A 14,493-nucleotide genomic window follows, 5' to 3' on the forward strand; every position below is an offset into this window, starting at 1 on the left:
GTCCGGACCTCGTCCGCCGCCTCGTCCCCGTTGCGGGCCTGAGCCATCCGGGCGACGAGTACGTCCGGCAGCTGATCACCACCTGGCTGGGCCTCACCAGCGACCCCGACGCCTTCGGACGCCTCGGCACACTGACCGCTTGCAGCCCCCAGTTCCTCAACGCGATCGGCCACGAGGCCGCCGAGCAGACGCACGGCTTCATGCGCCCGACCGACGCCCGCCTACGCCAACTCGACCTCGTCCAACGCCTGGACGTCCGTGACCTGCTCCCACGTATCAGCGCCCACACCCTCGTCATCGGCTGCACTCGCGACCAGACCATCCCCGTCGAGAACCACCGCGAGTTCGCCCGCGCCATCCCGGGTGCCGAGTACGCCGAACTCGACACCGGCCACGTGGCGATGATGGAACGCCCTGACGAGTTCACGAAACTCGTCCGAGACTTCCTAGACCGGCCCTAGCGACCGAAGTCGAAGAAGACGTCACCTTGACCGACGTTGCCCGGCTTCGCGGAGTCGCCTGCCGCTGAGTGCGGGCCGGTACCGGGCAGCGGCGGCTTGTCACGCACGCGGAACGAACCGCCGTCGACCGGATGGGACACCTTCCTGAACACCTCGGCCAGGCCGTCGTCGGGCCATGTCGTGGTGCTGTCCCAGGTGGCTCCGCCGAAGTTGCGCGCCGCCAGGAACTCCTGTTGGGCGGTGGAGCCGGGCCCCATGCCCGTCCAGAAAATGGCGCCCGTGAAATCCGCGCCGGTCAGATCCGCTCCGTTGAAGTCCGCGCCCAGGAGATGGCTGCCGGTGAGGATCGTGCGTACGAGCTTCGCGTTGGTGAACTGCGAGAAGCCGCACTCGGGCGCGCCGCCCAGGTTCGATCCGGCAAGGTTGGCGCCGCTCAGGTCCGCCCCGCTGAAGTCGGGGGCGATGCCGAGGTCGGCGCCGCGCAGATCGGCTCCGACGAGCCTGGCGCCGGTGAAGTCCTCCCACAGGCCGTCGCCCTGGGGGGCCGCGCCGGACAGATCCGCGTGGCGCAGATCGGCTCCGCTGAGGTCGGCGCGGGTGAGATCGGTGCCGGGAGGAAACCGGACGCCGCGGAGGTCGGCGCCCCGGTAGTCCCGGCCGACAAGGCGGGCAAGGGCCGGGGCGTCGTTCTTCTCGATCAGCACGGCGAGATCGGTGCGCTGCCCGGGCGGCGGGGCGGTTCCGGCTCGCTCGCCCTCGACGACGTCCTCCCGGACCAGCGTCCCGTGGAGGGCGTACAGGCACCAGCCGTCGCGGTAGCGCATCGCCGGTCCGTCGCGGCGGTGCAGCCGCTCGCCAACGTGACCGGCCGCCTGCCAGGGCGCGAGATGGACTTCGATCGGCCGCTCCGACACCACGCACACCCGCTCGAACGGCCACCAGCCGCCGCAGGAGCCGACAAGGTCAGTCCAGAGGGCCAGCCGGTGCTCCCACACCTCCCGGCGCCGGGCCTTGGCCCGCCACCAGCGGGTCACCCCCCTCAGGGCGGTAAGGCCCGGCCCCCGGCTCGCCTCCCCGTCCCCGCGCCTGCCGGACGGAACGCTGCCACTGAGTTCGTGCAGGAGCCATGGTCCCGGCGCCGGTCCACCGTGCGCCTCCGCGACCGCATCGGGCGAGGGCGGGAAAGGATCATCGTCGGGCGTGCGGGCGGCTGCGGGCGAGTCGATCCAGACCAGCCGCGGCTCCGCCACGCCGATCAAGCGGTACAGGCCGATGATCGCGGCTTCGGCGGTGCGCCGGTCGGCGGGTGCGGTGGCCCGATCGTGCCCCGGCCACTCGCTCCGCAGGCGCCCGGCCAGCTCCGCCAGGTCCGGAGCCCGTAGGTCCGCGGTGACGTAAATCTCGGTGTTGAACGGGTAAGGCGGCCCCATATCCGCTCTGTATCACGAGCAGATGAGCACGTCCACGCGTCCACGCGCCCACCGATCAGCAGACCACCGAATCCATTTCTCACCGCGGGAAGGCACGACATAAGCTGGGCGGCCCCCGACCCGAGGAGCCGCCCGTGCCGCCTGCCATCCGTTTCGTCGAGCTGCCGCCATCCGCCATGAAGGCGCTGCTCGACGACGATGTGGCGGGCGCGAGCGCCGCCGCCGGAGTTCCGCTGACCGAATACTTCCTCACCGACGAGGCCAGATTCCTCTGGCGATTCCGGCTCGGACAGCTCGCCCGCGAACCCGAACACGCGCGCTGGATCGTCCGCGCCGTCGTCGCGGAACCGGAGGGCGCCGTCGTCGGCCACGCGGGCTTTCACGGCGCCCCGAACGCCGGCGGAACGGTCGAGATCGCCTACTCCGTCGACCCCGCCCACCGCCGCCGCGGCTACGCGAAGGCGATGCTCACCGCCCTCCTCGACCGCGCCGCGTCCGAGCCATCTGTCAGGACGGTCCGCGCGTCGATCAGCCCTGAGAACACCGCATCCCTGGCCACGATCGCAGGCTACGGATTCATCGAGGTCGGCGAGCAATGGGACGAGGAAGACGGCCGCGAACTCCTCTTTGAACGCCCCGCCCGCTGAACGCCGAACGTTTTAATGGGGCGCCGGATCCGAGCGATCTCCGCTACCGTGTGCCGGTGATCTTGAGGTGGTTCGCCGGGTCGGTCGCGATGGTGGCGTTGGTCAGTGGCTGCGGCTTCGATAACGGCAGCCCCTCGTCCAGCGACTCGACCGGACGCCCTGGCAAGGCGCAGGAAGAGAAGCCGCCCAGGGACAAGAAGCTGGACCAGGCTCTTCCTGGTGAGGTCCAGACACAATGGTGGAAATGGGCTGCCGGCACGCCCCGTGGACGCAACCCCGTTGAGGACAAGACCGGGGTGCACTGCGCGGCAGGCCAGAGCGAGTTCATCTGGAATCTTGCGGGGACGTTCGGTGGTTCGGTGAAGCGCCGCTGCACCATGCCCTCCCAGACGCTGGTCGTGCCAGTGGTGAACCTGCTGGGTTCGGAGAGCGACTGTTCGGCGTTCATGGCGGCCGCGAGTGGCAGGTGGACGCTCGACGGGGTCACTCAGCCCGTCCAACGTTGGAAGGGTTCGCCGATCACCGTGGAAGGTGTCGAAGGCAACCCGGTCACCGACACCTCCGGGCCCACCAGCGGGTACGCCTGCGGGCTTTGGGGATTCCTCGCCCAACGCCGCCTGGCCCCCGGCAAGCACACGATCAGCATCCGTGGCAGCAGCGGCGACTTCCACACCTCGGTCGACTATGACCTGACCGTCACCACAGCCAAGGCCCCGAACTCTCCATAGGCTAACGATCAGCACCACCCGCCCACATCACCCGCTGTGTCCAGGTGCGGATCGGGCTGGCGGAGCTGTTCGGCCTGGCAGAATCCACGGTGAGGAAGAGATCGAAACCGCCATGGCGGCCTGGCCGGAGTGCCCAGCGGTGAGGCGGCGCAACGGGAGGACATGCCATGACATCGCTTCCACCCAATCCCGCGCTAGAGCCACTCGCGCCGCTGGTCGGCGAATGGACGGTTCGGGTTCCGGCGTTCGGAGAGGGGGAGGCGGCGGTCACGTACGAATGGCTTGAGGGCGGTGCCTTCCTGCGCATTCACTCGGCCGCGCCGCCGCCCGTCCCGACCGCTACGCAACTCGTCAGCCGGGACGACTCGTCCGACGTCTACACCGTCCTCTACTACGACTCCCGTGGCGTATCGCGCGTCTACCAGATGACTTTCGACAACGGCCTGTGGAAGATGTGGCGGAACGCGCCGGGCTTCGACCAGCGATTCTCCGGGACGCTCAGCGACGACGGCCGCACCATTCAGGCCAGCTGGTCGAAGTCGCTCGACAACGAGACCTGGGAACACGACTTCGACCTCATTTACACGAAGGTCGCGTGAACGCTCGGTCTCCGGCGCGGAGCGCATCTCGCCTTGACCTGCCGTAGCCGCGCGGCATCCTGGTCCACCCCCTGACCGGGCAGGGAGGCACCGGACAGGGGGCGCACCATCGGAGACCTAGCTGGTGGCCTGGAGGACGGCCGGGCGCAGGTGGGCGTAGGCCCAGGCCGCGAGCGGGGTGGGCGTCGTGGTGATCACATCGCGGGGCTGCTCGGGGACCAGGTCACGCGTCCCCGCGGACATGCCGACGATGCCCTCCACCGCGCTCGGGCTCAGCCCGGCGGAGCGCAGCGCTCCTCTGAGGTCGTCCTCTCCGACGACCTCAAGCCGGATCGTACGGCCCAGCACCTCGCTGAGGATGGCCGCGACCTGTTGGAAGCTGAGGTCCTCCGGCCCATGGACGGCCTGGACCTCGTGGCCTTTCCAATCGTCGTTGAGCAGGCGTGCGGCGACGACGTCCCCGATGTCGCGCGGGTCGACCCACGCCATCGGCACGTCGGGACGGAACGGCGTGGTCAGAACTCCACCGGCCAGGCTGTCCAGGTCCATGAACAGGTTGGTGAAGAAGTAGGCGCAGCGCAGGTGGAGCGTGTCGGCGGCGGTGGCGTCGAGCCGCTCCTCGATCCGGGCCAGCCCGTCGATATGCCCGGCTCCGTGGCGCTTCTCCGCGCCGACGCTGCTCAGCAGGACGACCCGTGCGACGTCCCCGTCCTGGGCCGCCTCGATCAGCGGGTCGGCCGTCCGGTCGGACGTCTCGATCGGGTCCTCGGACGAGTGCGGAGTCGGATCGACCCAGAAGACCGTCCGCGCACCCGAAATCGCCTCACGGACGAACGCGGCGTCGGTCATGTCGCCGCGCCGCACGTCGACGTGCTCGCGGATGGCGGCGTCCAGCCGCGCCGGGTCGCGGACCAGCACCCGCGGCCGGACCCCGGCCTGCAGCAGCAACCGGACCACGCGGGACCCGACCTGCCCGGTCGGAGTGGTAACGGCGATCGTCATACATTCCCCCCTTGTTTACGTACGGGTCCCCCTGACCCGCGAGCCATCGAGTGGTGGGCGCGTTCGCGCTATCCGGTCGGGTGGGCGTCGAGCCAGGCCTTCGCTCGCCTGCGCGACGCCTGCGACAGCCAGGCGTCCTGGACGATCTCGGTCAGCTCCTGCAGCGTGAGCTCACCGACCCGGCTCGCCCGCAGCAGCACCGACCGGTGGCCGTCGAAATGCGGCGTCGTGAAGAACGGCGACGTCTCGTCCTGAACCAGCGCCAGCTTGTCGGACTCGGACGGCACCCAGAACACGATCACATCCGGGTAGCGCTCGCCCGTGTCGGGATCGACCGCGTCCGGTCGAGGAGTCCGGAAGAACACGAACGACTTGCCCCCGACCTGGTAGACAGGGTTCTCTCCCTTGCCGTGCTCGACCGTGACATGAGGCATGCCCATGGCCAGCTCATGGACGTCCTCAACCCTGGCCCGGCGCGTTCTTGCCGACATAGCTGCAGCGTAGGCCGTCCCTCGGACAAAACCGCGCGCCGGGACGGGAGCCGCGCGACGACCAGTGGGCGTTGAGGGGGGCGGTGCGAACGGTCCGGCATTGAGGAGGGCGGCCCTGATGCCCCTACCGGTCACCGGTGGTTTGCGGTCGCCTCGCCGCTGACGTCGCTGCCGCCGCTGCCGCAGAGGCGCAGAGTGCTTTGCAGGCACAAGGCCGCCGCCTCGTCGGCGGTGAGGCGCCCGGCGGTGATCTCCGCAGCGGCGGCGTGCTGGAGTCCGATGACGGCGGCGGCCAGCCAGCCGGCGGGCGCCGATTGGTCGAAGTCGCCCGCGCGCTGGCCGCGCTGGATGAGCCGTTCGAGCCGCGGCGGCACGACGTCGTGCGGGTCGTTGGTCTTGGGACGCGGGATCCCCGTCAGCGTGGGGTTGAGGATCAGGGGGTAGCGGTCGATGAACCGCCACCCGGCGTCGAGGAACGCGGCCAGCGCATCCGCGGGCGGGGCGGTGTCGAGACCGGCGTCATCGAGCAGGGCGAGGTACTCGGCCGCCGCGGCGTCGATGAGGGCGGCGATGAGCGCGTCGCGCGACGGGAAGTGCGCGTAGACGGTCTGGCGGGTGACGTTCGCCCTGGTGGCGATCTCCTCCATGCTCGCGTCGAGCCGCTCGCCGAGCACGAGGCGGGCCGCGTTGAGGATGGCGTCGATGCTGCGCCGGGCGTCGGACCGCCGGGGCCGCGCCACCTTGGCGGAGTCGAGCGTGTCACCCATCCCGACGACGATATCCGCCCGGCCGCGACGACGAAACCTTGACATGCTGTAAGAGATAGCTAACTCTTACAGCATGTCAAAGAAAAGCGCGGAGCGAAGCGGCCCGGCGATCGAGGCGCGCGGCCTGGTCAAGACCTACGGCGAGAACCGGGCGCTGGACGGGCTCGACCTCACCGTCCAGCGCGGCCAGGTATTCGGCTTCCTCGGCTCGAATGGAGCAGGGAAGACCACCATGATCCGCGTCCTGGCCATGCTGACCCGGCCCGACCGGGGCACCGCCCGCGTCCTCGGCCACGACGTGATCCGCGAGCGGGCCGCGATCCGGGCACGGGTCGCGGTGACGGGCCAGTTCGCCTCCCTGGACGAGGACCTGACCGGATACGAGAACCTGTCGATCCTCGGCCGCCTGCACGGCCTGTCCCGCGCCGCCTGCCGGCGGCGAGCCGACGACCTGCTCACCGCTTTCGACCTGACCGGCTCGGCCGCGCGCCCGGTCGGCGGGTACTCGGGCGGGATGCGCCGCCGCCTGGACATCGCGGCCAGCCTGATCGTGCCCCCTGAGCTGCTGTTCCTGGACGAGCCGACCACCGGCCTCGATCCGCGCAGCCGCGGCCGGGTGTGGGAGCTGGTCCGCCGGATCGCCGCGGCGGGCACCACCGTCCTGCTCACCGTCACCCTGGGCCAGCCCACCCTGGACGAAGCCTTCCTAGCCCTGACCACCAACGCCACCACCGCCGCCACCGCGACCGCCGCCGAGCAGGAGGACATGAGCGCATGAGCACCCCGGCCGCCGTCTCGCACCCCGCCGGGGCGGAGATCCACCAACTGGACAACCTGCTCGCGGCCACCCACCCGCGCCGTCGCCCGGGGGCCCTCACCGCCTCCGCGACATTCGGCCGGCGAGCCCTCCTCAAGACCAAGCACGACCCCAAACAGCTCGTGGACTCGGTGGCCATCCCGATCCTGTTCACCGTGCTGTTCACCTACCTCTTCGGCGGCGCCGTCAGCGGCTCGCCCGGCGCCTACCTCGAGGTCCTCCTGCCCGGCACGCTGACCATGAGCATCGCCATCGTCACCATGTACGGCGGCGCCCGCCTCGCCCAGGACGTGACGACCGGCGCCTTCGAGCGCTTCGGCTCCCTGCCGGTCTGGCGCGGCGCCTTCGTGGTCGGCGGCCTGCTCAGCGACGCCGCCCGCTACCTTTTCGCGTCCACCATCGTGGTGCTCCTCGGGCTGGCCATGGGCTACCGGCCGGGCGGCGGCGCACCGGGCGTGCTCGCCGCGGTGGCCCTCATCGTCTCCTTCGGGCTCTCGCTGTCCCTGCTGTGGGCGGCGGTCGCGCTGCTCGTGCGCGACCCGGCCGTCGTGATCAGCGTCGCCAACATCGTGCTGATGCCGCTCTCGTTCGCCAGCAACATCTTCGTCGAGCCCGAAACCATGCCCGGCTGGCTCCGCGCATTCGTGGACGTCAACCCGCTCAGCCACGTCGCGACCACGGCCAGGGATCTGATGAACGACACCGGCGGCACCGGCGGATCACTCGCCTGGACGCTCATGACAACCGCCGCCATCACCGCGGTATGCGCCCCGCTAACCCTCCACCTCTACGCCAAACAACACTGAAACGCCGACTACTGCGCCATATCAACGAAACGGCTGTAGTGGCCCTGGAAGGCGACGGTCACGGTGGCGGTGGGGCCGTTACGGTGCTTGGCCACGATCAGGTCGGCCTCACCGGCACGCGGCGACTCCTTCTCGTAGGCGTCCTCCCGGTGCAGCAGGATCACCATGTCGGCGTCCTGCTCGATCGATCCCGACTCGCGCAGGTCGGACACCATGGGCTTCTTGTCCGTTCGCTGCTCGGGACCTCGGTTGAGCTGCGACAACGCGATGACCGGGACGCCCAGCTCCTTCGCCAGCAGCTTCAGCGAACGGGAGAACTCCGACACCTCGACCTGGCGGCTCTCGACGCGCTTCCCCGACGTCATCAGCTGCAGATAGTCAACGATCACCAGGCGCAGGTCATGCTGCTGCTTCAGCCGACGGCACTTGGCGCGGATCTCCATCATCGACATGTTCGGCGAATCGTCGATGAACAGCGGGGCCTCGGCGACCTCGCTCATCCGGCGTGCGAGGCGCGTCCAGTCCTCGTCCTGCATGGTGCCGGACCGCATCGCGTGCAGCGCCACCCGCGCCTCCGCCGACAGCAGCCGCATCGTGATCTCGTTGCGCCCCATCTCCAGGCTGAAGAACGCCGAGGTCAATCCATGCTTGATCGACGCCGCCCGCGCGAAGTCGAGCGCGAGGGTGGAGTTGTGGGTCGGGATGCATGACCGTCCGGCCAGGTACATGTGGTCGGCATTGTCGACCTGGACGCACCGCACCGGCACGCTCTCGACCGGCCGGACGTCCACGATGTACCGCACCCGCGCCTTGGGATCGACGACCGCGCGCTGCCGCGCGGCCTTCCGCGGCAACCGGAACACCGTCTCCGCAGGCGTGAGCTCGATCCGGTAGCGGACGGAGGCCGTGTCCGGATCTCCTTCCACCTGCGTCGCCGTCATCGTCGCTTGATGTCCGAGGCTGAGTATCAGCTCGCGGACGTCACCTGCCAGCCGCCTGCCCGCGCATTCGAGCCGAATCTGCCCGGCCTCCGAGACGTGCCCGTCCGTATCGAGCAGACCCGCCAACAACGCCCGCCGCTGCTCCTCGGACGCCCGCAGATAAACGCTCGGGATGTGCTTGCCGTCCACCAGGCCGAGCCGGACGAGTTGGTCGTGCAGTCCGGGGATCTCGTACCGCCCCGGCGACGCCTCTGCCACCGTTCGCCGACCCGCCGCTTCGATCTCCGCGACGACCTCGCGCTCGACACCTGTGAGCCGACCGCCGCTATCGCCACGGCCCAGCCAGGCGCCCAGGACGTACGGCTCGATGGGGAGGACGGCCGCGGAAAGCTGGAACGGGGCCGCCACCTCGACCGCGTGGTTGGTCCGTCCGGCCGCGTCGCGCCGCAACGTCGCGAAGATCTCTTCGGTCGTTCTGATCTGCTGCCGGTGCGTCGTCGCTCGTCGTGAAGGCAAGCGTCGCATCGCGTTCTCGCACCCCGGCCGCGCGTGCTCGCCAGAGAGTGAAAGGACGGTCTTCACTCCCGCTCCGTACCACCCGAGGATGGAATCGTCGCCTCGCAGCGCGGACGCAACCTGGGCCTTGAACAGCCGGTGTATCGGGCGCCCGGGACGCCGATGGTCAGGGAGGGCGCCGGTATCGGCGGCCTGCCGCGGGGTGTCGAGGTTTCCGGTCAGCGCTGAGGGACGGTGGGACTCGTCCACGGGATAGCGCCCGTCACCGCCCATGACAACGCCTAGTGCGGCATGGACGCCGGAGCGGCGAGCGCCGTTCAAGGTGCGGCCGGAGCAGCCAATGGTCATCTCGCTCCGGTCGTGGGGGCGCCGGTCAGGCCCGGACTCGACGGTGGTGCGCCATTGGTGCTCGGCGTCGGCGACGATCACCTCGCCGTCCGAGAACTCGATCTCGTAGCACGGGCGACCGTGCATGACCTCCGTCGCGGCGACGACGCGCGTAGGTTTTCCGTCGGCTCCGATCAGGTAATCGCCAACGGACACTTCGCCCATAGTCGTCCAACCCGTTGGGGTCGGAAGGGGAGTTTTCAGGCAGGTCGCCTTTCCCATGGCAGGTCGCGCAGCGACCACGATCATCTGGCCGGGATGGAGGCCGTTGGTGAGGGCGTCGAGGTCGGCGAAGCCGGTGGGGCAGCCGACCATCTGGCCGCCGCGGCTGCCGATCGCCTCGATCTCGTCCAGGGCGCCGGGCATGATCTCGCTGAGGGCGACGTAGTCTTCTCCGGCGCGCTTCTCGGCGATGGCGAAGACCTCGGCCTGGGCGCGGTCGAGGACCTCGTCGGCGTCGGCGCCGTCGGCGGCGTAGCCCATCTGGACGATGCGGGTGCCGGTCTCGACCAGCCGCCGCAGGATCGCCCGCTCGTGGACGATCTTGGCGTAGTACCCGGCGTTGGCCGCCGTGGGCACGAGGGAGATCAGGGTGTGCAGGTAGGGGGCGCCGCCGATGCGGCCGATCTCGCCGTTCTTGGTGAGCTCGCCCGCGACCGTGACGGCGTCGGCCGGGTCGCCGCGGCCGTAGAGATCGAGGATGGTGTCGTAGACGATCTGGTGCGCGGGACGGTAGAAGTCGGGCGTGCGCAGGAGCTCGACGACCTCGGCGATGGCGTCCTGGGAGAGCAGCATGCCGCCGAGGACGCCCTGCTCGGCGGAGATGTCATGGGGTGGGGTGCGTTCGAACTCGGGTTCGGGCGGTCCAATCTCGGCCACGCTCACCGTCGCACCCCCTTCATCGCCGGTCGCCGGCGGCCCCGTCCGCCTCATCGCCGACCGTTCATCCCACGTCTACCTGAAGCGTCCGACATTCTCCCGAGGGCGCGCGGCCGGGAGCAAAGCGTCCTGTGGACAAACCTGTGGACCGCCTGTGCAGACACGCCGGTCTCGTTGTGCACGACCTGTGGACAACTTTGTGGATTCAGCGTGGGCGGCGCGTACCGCACCGCCTTGAAGTGCGGAAACGTCGTCCACCGGGTGTGCGGGAAAGAAAGTTCGCTGTGTAAGGTGTGAAGTTCTTATGTGAGTTACATGCTGGTAGCCTCGACGCGGTGTCCACTCCCCGGCGGCTCGCGTCCGCACACGACCGCGAGATCCTGCGCCTCGCCGTGCCGGCCTTCGGCGCGCTCGTCGCCGAACCCCTCTTCCTCCTTTCCGACACGGCGATCGTCGGCCATCTCGGCACCGCGCCGCTGGGCGGTCTCGGGGTCGCCGGTCAGGCCCTGAGCACGCTGGTCTACCTGTGCGTCTTCCTCGCCTACGGGACGACGGCCGGGGTGGCGCGGCAGGTCGGGGCCGGGGATCTGCGCGCGGCCGTCCGGCAGGGCATCGACGGGATGTGGCTCGCGCTCGCCATCGGCGCGGCGCTGATCGTTATCGGCTTGCCGCTGGTTCCGGGAGTGGTGGACGCGTTCGGCGCGTCCCCGGATGTCGCCCCGTACGCCGAGACCTACCTGCGGGTCAGCCTCTTCGGCATCCCGGGGATGCTGATCGTCCTCGCCGGGACGGGCGTGCTCCGCGGCCTGCAGGACACCCGGACGCCGCTCCTCGTGGCGATCGGCGGGTTCTCGCTGAACCTGCTGCTCAACGTGGTGTTCGTGCTCGTCCTGGAGTGGGGGATCGCGGGTTCTGCGTGGGGCACCGTCGTCGCGCAGACCGCCAGCGCGGCCGTTTACGTCGTTGTGGTGCTGCGGGCGGCGCGACGGCATGGGGCCCCGGTCCGTCCGGATATGGACGGGTTGCGGACGTCCGCGACGGCGGGCTTCGGCCTCCTCGTCCGGACGGCTGCGCTGCGCGTCGTCCTGATCGTCGGGACGTCGATCGCGGCGCGGATGGGCGACGAGGAGATCGCCGCCTACCAGGTCGGATTCCAGGTGTGGACGCTGCTGGTGTTCGCCCTCGACGCGATCGCGATCGCCGGGCAGGCGATCACCGGCCGCTACCTGGGCGCGGCCGACCTCGCGGGGACGCGGGCCGTCACGCGCCGGATGGTGTGGTGGGGGGTCGTCTGCGGCGTGGTCTTCGGGCTGGCGATCCTCGCGGTCCGTCCGTGGCTGCCGGGCCTGTTCACGTCGGACGGCGACGTCCGTGACCTGCTGCTCGCCTCGCTGCTGATCGTGGCCGTGCTGCAACCGGTCGCCGGCGTGGTGTTCGTCCTGGACGGCATCCTGATCGGCGCGGGCGACGGCGCGTACCTGGCGGTGACGACGCTCGTCGCGACGGTCGTCTTCCTGCCCGCGGCGATCGTCCTCTACTGGACGGGCACCGGGCTCACCGGCCTCTGGGCGGCGATCGGCCTGTGGATGCTGACCCGGATGCTCACCCTGGCCTTGCGCGCCCGCGGTGACCGCTGGATGGTCACGGGCGCCGTCCGCTAAGCGGGTGGGCCGGGGCCCAGGGCTGGGCGGCGAATTTCTTGAAGCGCACCCGCATCGGCCATCACACTCGCTACTATTCGAACATGTGTTCCACGCACGGCGAGCGGATGGCCCGGCTGACGCAGGCGATCGACGACCTGGCGGCGGAGGGCCTGGCCGGGCTGCCTCCCGAAACCCTGGTGGAGCGGGTCGCGGGCATCTGGTCGCTCGTCGAGGGCATCGATCCCGAGATCGCCCGCCGCCGGACGCGTTACACCACCCCCGAAACCTGACGTCCCGGCCCACGACCACCAGGGCGGCGGGGCTCAGGTCAGGTCGTCCAGGTTCGGGAGGATGGGCAGGATCCCTTCGTCTCCGGTTGCGTTGCCGGACTGCGGCGATCCCCCGTCCAGGCGCTTCGCCACCGCCCGGCGCAGGGCGGGCAGGCGGGCGTACAGGACGTCGCCGGGGCAGGCGGTCTTGTTGTAGTCGCGGTGCCCGACGATGGCTTTGGAAGGTTCCAGGTCATACGACCGGCAGAGCCACGCGCACACCTCCACCAGCGAGTTCCACAGGCGGCGCGGGACCGCCTTCGTCATGTACGTGCCCTCGTTCTCGATCCCGATCGTGTGCTCGTTGTGGTGCAGGACCTGCGCGCCGATGGCGAGGCCACCGTCGCGGATGGATTTGAGGCTCCTGTTCCGGCCCTCCATGACGATGCCACCGCGGCTGATGGTGAGCTGCTGGCCGGCGTCGTCCCAGCGGTTCCGGTCCATGTGGATGTCCTGGATGAGCCGGGACAGCGCGAAGGCGTGGGCGCGCGAACCGTCCTTGGAGTTCGGCGTGGCGGTGTGGTGCACGACGATGCGGTCGGGGCGGCGGCGGATCACCTTCGCGGGACGGCGCGGCGCGCGCGCGTTCCATTGCGCGCGGGTGAACACGCGCGGGGCGTCCGCCGTGAAGAGGATGCTCTCGTCCGCTTCTGAGAGTTCGCCCGGCCCCGCGGCTCCTCGCCCGGTACGCCCGGCGGAAAGATCGGCAGCCATGGCCTCATTCTGGACGGAAGGCGCCGCGGACAGCATCTCCAGCAAACCGGCCCCCACGACGCCCCCGATGAGCGAGCGCCGCGTCACCGGCGAGCGGCGCGTCCCCCACGAAGGATCGCCTTCGCCGCCGACCGCGTCCGCGCCGGTCTCCGCGCCTTCCTCCGAAAATGCGTTCACCACCGTCCCCCCTTCATCCCGCAAGGTCCTACTTACGGAACGTAGTTGGACGGTTGCACGTAGACCAGCACAGGGCGGTTCGCGGACGTTTCACATGAAACGCGGAGAAGCACGACGACCCCCGCGCCCGGAGGGACGCGGGGGCCGTGGACGTGGGCCGTTCGGTGGACACCCGCCGGACGTGCCGCGGGCGCCTACCGGGACGTGCGTCAGGCCTCGACGACGTTGACGTCGATCGTGGCGTTGACGTCGCTGTGCAGGCGCACGCTGACGCGGTGCGTGCCGATCGTCTTGATCGGGTTCCCGATCTCGATGCGGCGCCGGTCCAGGTCGGGACCGTCGGCGGCGCGAACCGCCTCGGCGATGTCGGCGGCGGTCACGGCGCCGAACAGGCGGCCGCCGCTGCCGGTGCGGGTGCGCAGCGTCACCCGCAGCGCCTTGAGCTGCCCGGCGACCTCCTTGGCGTGCTCGACGGTCGCGATCTCGCGGGCCGAACGCGCCTTCTTGATCGACTCGATCTCCTTCTCGGCGCCCCGGGTCCACCTGATCGCGAACCCGCGGGGGACGAGGTAGTTGCGGCCGTAGCCGTCGCGGACCTCGATGACGTCACCGGGCTCGCCGAGCCCGGAGACCTGCTGGGTCAGGATGAGCTTCATCGTCTTTCCCCCTGCCTCAGCGCGCGGTGCTGGTGTACGGCAGCAGCGCCATCTCGCGGGCGTTCTTGATCGCCGTGGCGACGTCCCGCTGGTGCTGGGTGCAGTTGCCGGTCACCCGCCGGGCGCGGATCTTGCCGCGGTCGGAGATGAACTTCCGCAGCAGCCCGGTGTCCTTGTAGTCGACGTAGGAGATCTTCTCCTGGCAGAAAACGCAAACCTTCTTCTTCGGCTTGCGGGGAGGTGGCTTCGCCATCGTGGTGCTCCTTTGGGAGAGCCCCGCTCACGCGGGAATGGACGTTGTCATTGATCTTGCTGGTCGAGCCCGGAGCGGCGATGCGCCCCGGAGCCCGAAGGCCCGAAGGTCCTGATCTTCCGAAGGCCCTGACGTTCCGGTGTACCGATGTTCCGGCCGGTTGGTGCGGCCGACCGGAACGGTCCGGCGGTCGGAGCGGTCGGTGATGACCGGCCGGCGGCTAGAAGGGCGGGTCGTCGGAGTACCCGCC

General features: G+C 70.0%; 16 protein-coding genes. 8 read left to right on the forward strand and 8 right to left on the reverse strand.

What is annotated here, in order from left to right; translation table 11 throughout:
• Positions 1-461, forward strand: a 461-nt coding sequence (locus E1264_RS43795) for an alpha/beta hydrolase (protein WP_243711239.1), incomplete at its 5' end; no start/stop codon positions are given.
• On the opposite strand, the gene E1264_RS44815 is transcribed toward E1264_RS43795, so the two are convergent.
• Positions 458-1,891, reverse strand: coding sequence for a pentapeptide repeat-containing protein (locus E1264_RS44815; RefSeq protein WP_132178705.1), 1,434 nt, complete (start codon positions 1,889-1,891; stop codon positions 458-460). The two genes, E1264_RS43795 and E1264_RS44815, sit on opposite strands and share 4 nt — an antisense overlap.
• 134 nt (positions 1,892-2,025) lie before the next feature.
• Between E1264_RS44815 and E1264_RS29405 the strand changes: the two genes are divergently transcribed.
• The 3 genes from E1264_RS29405 (at position 2,026) to E1264_RS29415 (ending at position 3,865) form a co-directional block, all read left to right on the forward strand.
• Positions 2,026-2,538 (forward strand): GNAT family protein, encoded by a 513-nt coding sequence (locus tag E1264_RS29405; RefSeq protein WP_243711240.1) that lies wholly within the window; start codon positions 2,026-2,028, stop codon positions 2,536-2,538.
• 56 nt (positions 2,539-2,594) lie between these two features.
• A complete protein-coding gene (locus tag E1264_RS44820) occupies positions 2,595-3,266 on the forward strand; it encodes a hypothetical protein (protein ID WP_207936375.1) in 672 nt (223 codons plus the stop codon).
• A gap of 167 nt (positions 3,267-3,433) precedes the next feature.
• The gene (locus tag E1264_RS29415) at positions 3,434-3,865 is read left to right on the forward strand and encodes a hypothetical protein (protein WP_132178706.1); all 432 of its coding nucleotides are present in this window, start codon (positions 3,434-3,436) and stop codon (positions 3,863-3,865) included.
• A gap of 117 nt (positions 3,866-3,982) precedes the next feature.
• Here E1264_RS29415 and E1264_RS29420 read toward each other — a convergent pair whose 3' ends face one another.
• The 3 genes from E1264_RS29420 to E1264_RS29430 all read right to left on the reverse strand — a co-directional run bounded on the left by E1264_RS29420 (position 3,983) and on the right by E1264_RS29430 (position 6,125).
• Positions 3,983-4,867, reverse strand: coding sequence for an NAD(P)H-binding protein (locus E1264_RS29420; RefSeq protein ID WP_132178707.1), 885 nt, complete (start codon positions 4,865-4,867; stop codon positions 3,983-3,985).
• A gap of 68 nt (positions 4,868-4,935) precedes the next feature.
• Complete coding sequence (locus E1264_RS29425; RefSeq protein WP_132178708.1) at positions 4,936-5,358, reverse strand: MmcQ/YjbR family DNA-binding protein; 423 nt, start codon at positions 5,356-5,358, stop codon at positions 4,936-4,938.
• Between the two features lie 131 nt (positions 5,359-5,489).
• Positions 5,490-6,125, reverse strand: a complete 636-nt coding sequence (locus E1264_RS29430) for a TetR/AcrR family transcriptional regulator (RefSeq protein WP_165964445.1) — start codon at positions 6,123-6,125, stop codon at positions 5,490-5,492.
• A gap of 73 nt (positions 6,126-6,198) precedes the next feature.
• Between E1264_RS29430 and E1264_RS29435 the strand changes: the two genes are divergently transcribed.
• Together E1264_RS29435 and E1264_RS29440 are read left to right on the forward strand one after the other, a co-directional pair.
• Positions 6,199-6,903, forward strand: coding sequence for an ATP-binding cassette domain-containing protein (locus E1264_RS29435; protein ID WP_132178710.1), 705 nt, complete (start codon positions 6,199-6,201; stop codon positions 6,901-6,903).
• On the forward strand, positions 6,900-7,748 hold the full coding sequence (locus E1264_RS29440) for an ABC transporter permease (RefSeq protein ID WP_132178711.1): 849 nt from the start codon (positions 6,900-6,902) through the stop codon (positions 7,746-7,748). The genes E1264_RS29435 and E1264_RS29440 overlap by 4 nt, the downstream gene beginning before the upstream one ends.
• Positions 7,749-7,756: 8 nt before the next feature.
• On the opposite strand, the gene dnaB is transcribed toward E1264_RS29440, so the two are convergent.
• Complete coding sequence (dnaB, locus tag E1264_RS29445; protein WP_207936377.1) at positions 7,757-10,477, reverse strand: replicative DNA helicase; 2,721 nt, start codon at positions 10,475-10,477, stop codon at positions 7,757-7,759.
• Positions 10,478-10,806: 329 nt separating this feature from the next.
• Here dnaB and E1264_RS29450 point away from each other — a divergent pair, with 329 nt between their 5' ends.
• A complete protein-coding gene (locus tag E1264_RS29450) occupies positions 10,807-12,132 on the forward strand; it encodes an MATE family efflux transporter (protein WP_132178713.1) in 1,326 nt (441 codons plus the stop codon).
• A gap of 83 nt (positions 12,133-12,215) precedes the next feature.
• Entirely contained in the window at positions 12,216-12,404 is a 189-nt protein-coding gene (locus E1264_RS29455; RefSeq protein WP_052357975.1) for a hypothetical protein, read from the forward strand.
• Between the two features lie 33 nt (positions 12,405-12,437).
• Here E1264_RS29455 and E1264_RS29460 read toward each other — a convergent pair whose 3' ends face one another.
• The 3 genes from E1264_RS29460 to rpsR all read right to left on the reverse strand — a co-directional run bounded on the left by E1264_RS29460 (position 12,438) and on the right by rpsR (position 14,243).
• A complete protein-coding gene (locus tag E1264_RS29460) occupies positions 12,438-13,334 on the reverse strand; it encodes a peptidoglycan recognition family protein (RefSeq protein WP_243711241.1) in 897 nt (298 codons plus the stop codon).
• A 209-nt stretch (positions 13,335-13,543) separates the two neighbouring features.
• Positions 13,544-13,990, reverse strand: coding sequence for a 50S ribosomal protein L9 (rplI, locus tag E1264_RS29465; RefSeq protein WP_132178714.1), 447 nt, complete (start codon positions 13,988-13,990; stop codon positions 13,544-13,546).
• Between the two features lie 16 nt (positions 13,991-14,006).
• A complete protein-coding gene (gene rpsR / locus E1264_RS29470; RefSeq protein ID WP_019631633.1) occupies positions 14,007-14,243 on the reverse strand; it encodes a 30S ribosomal protein S18 in 237 nt (78 codons plus the stop codon).
• Positions 14,244-14,493 lie beyond the last annotated feature (250 nt).

The sequence above is a fragment of the Actinomadura sp. KC216 genome (genome assembly GCF_004348535.1).
Taxonomy (GTDB): Bacteria; Actinomycetota; Actinomycetes; order Streptosporangiales; family Streptosporangiaceae; genus Spirillospora.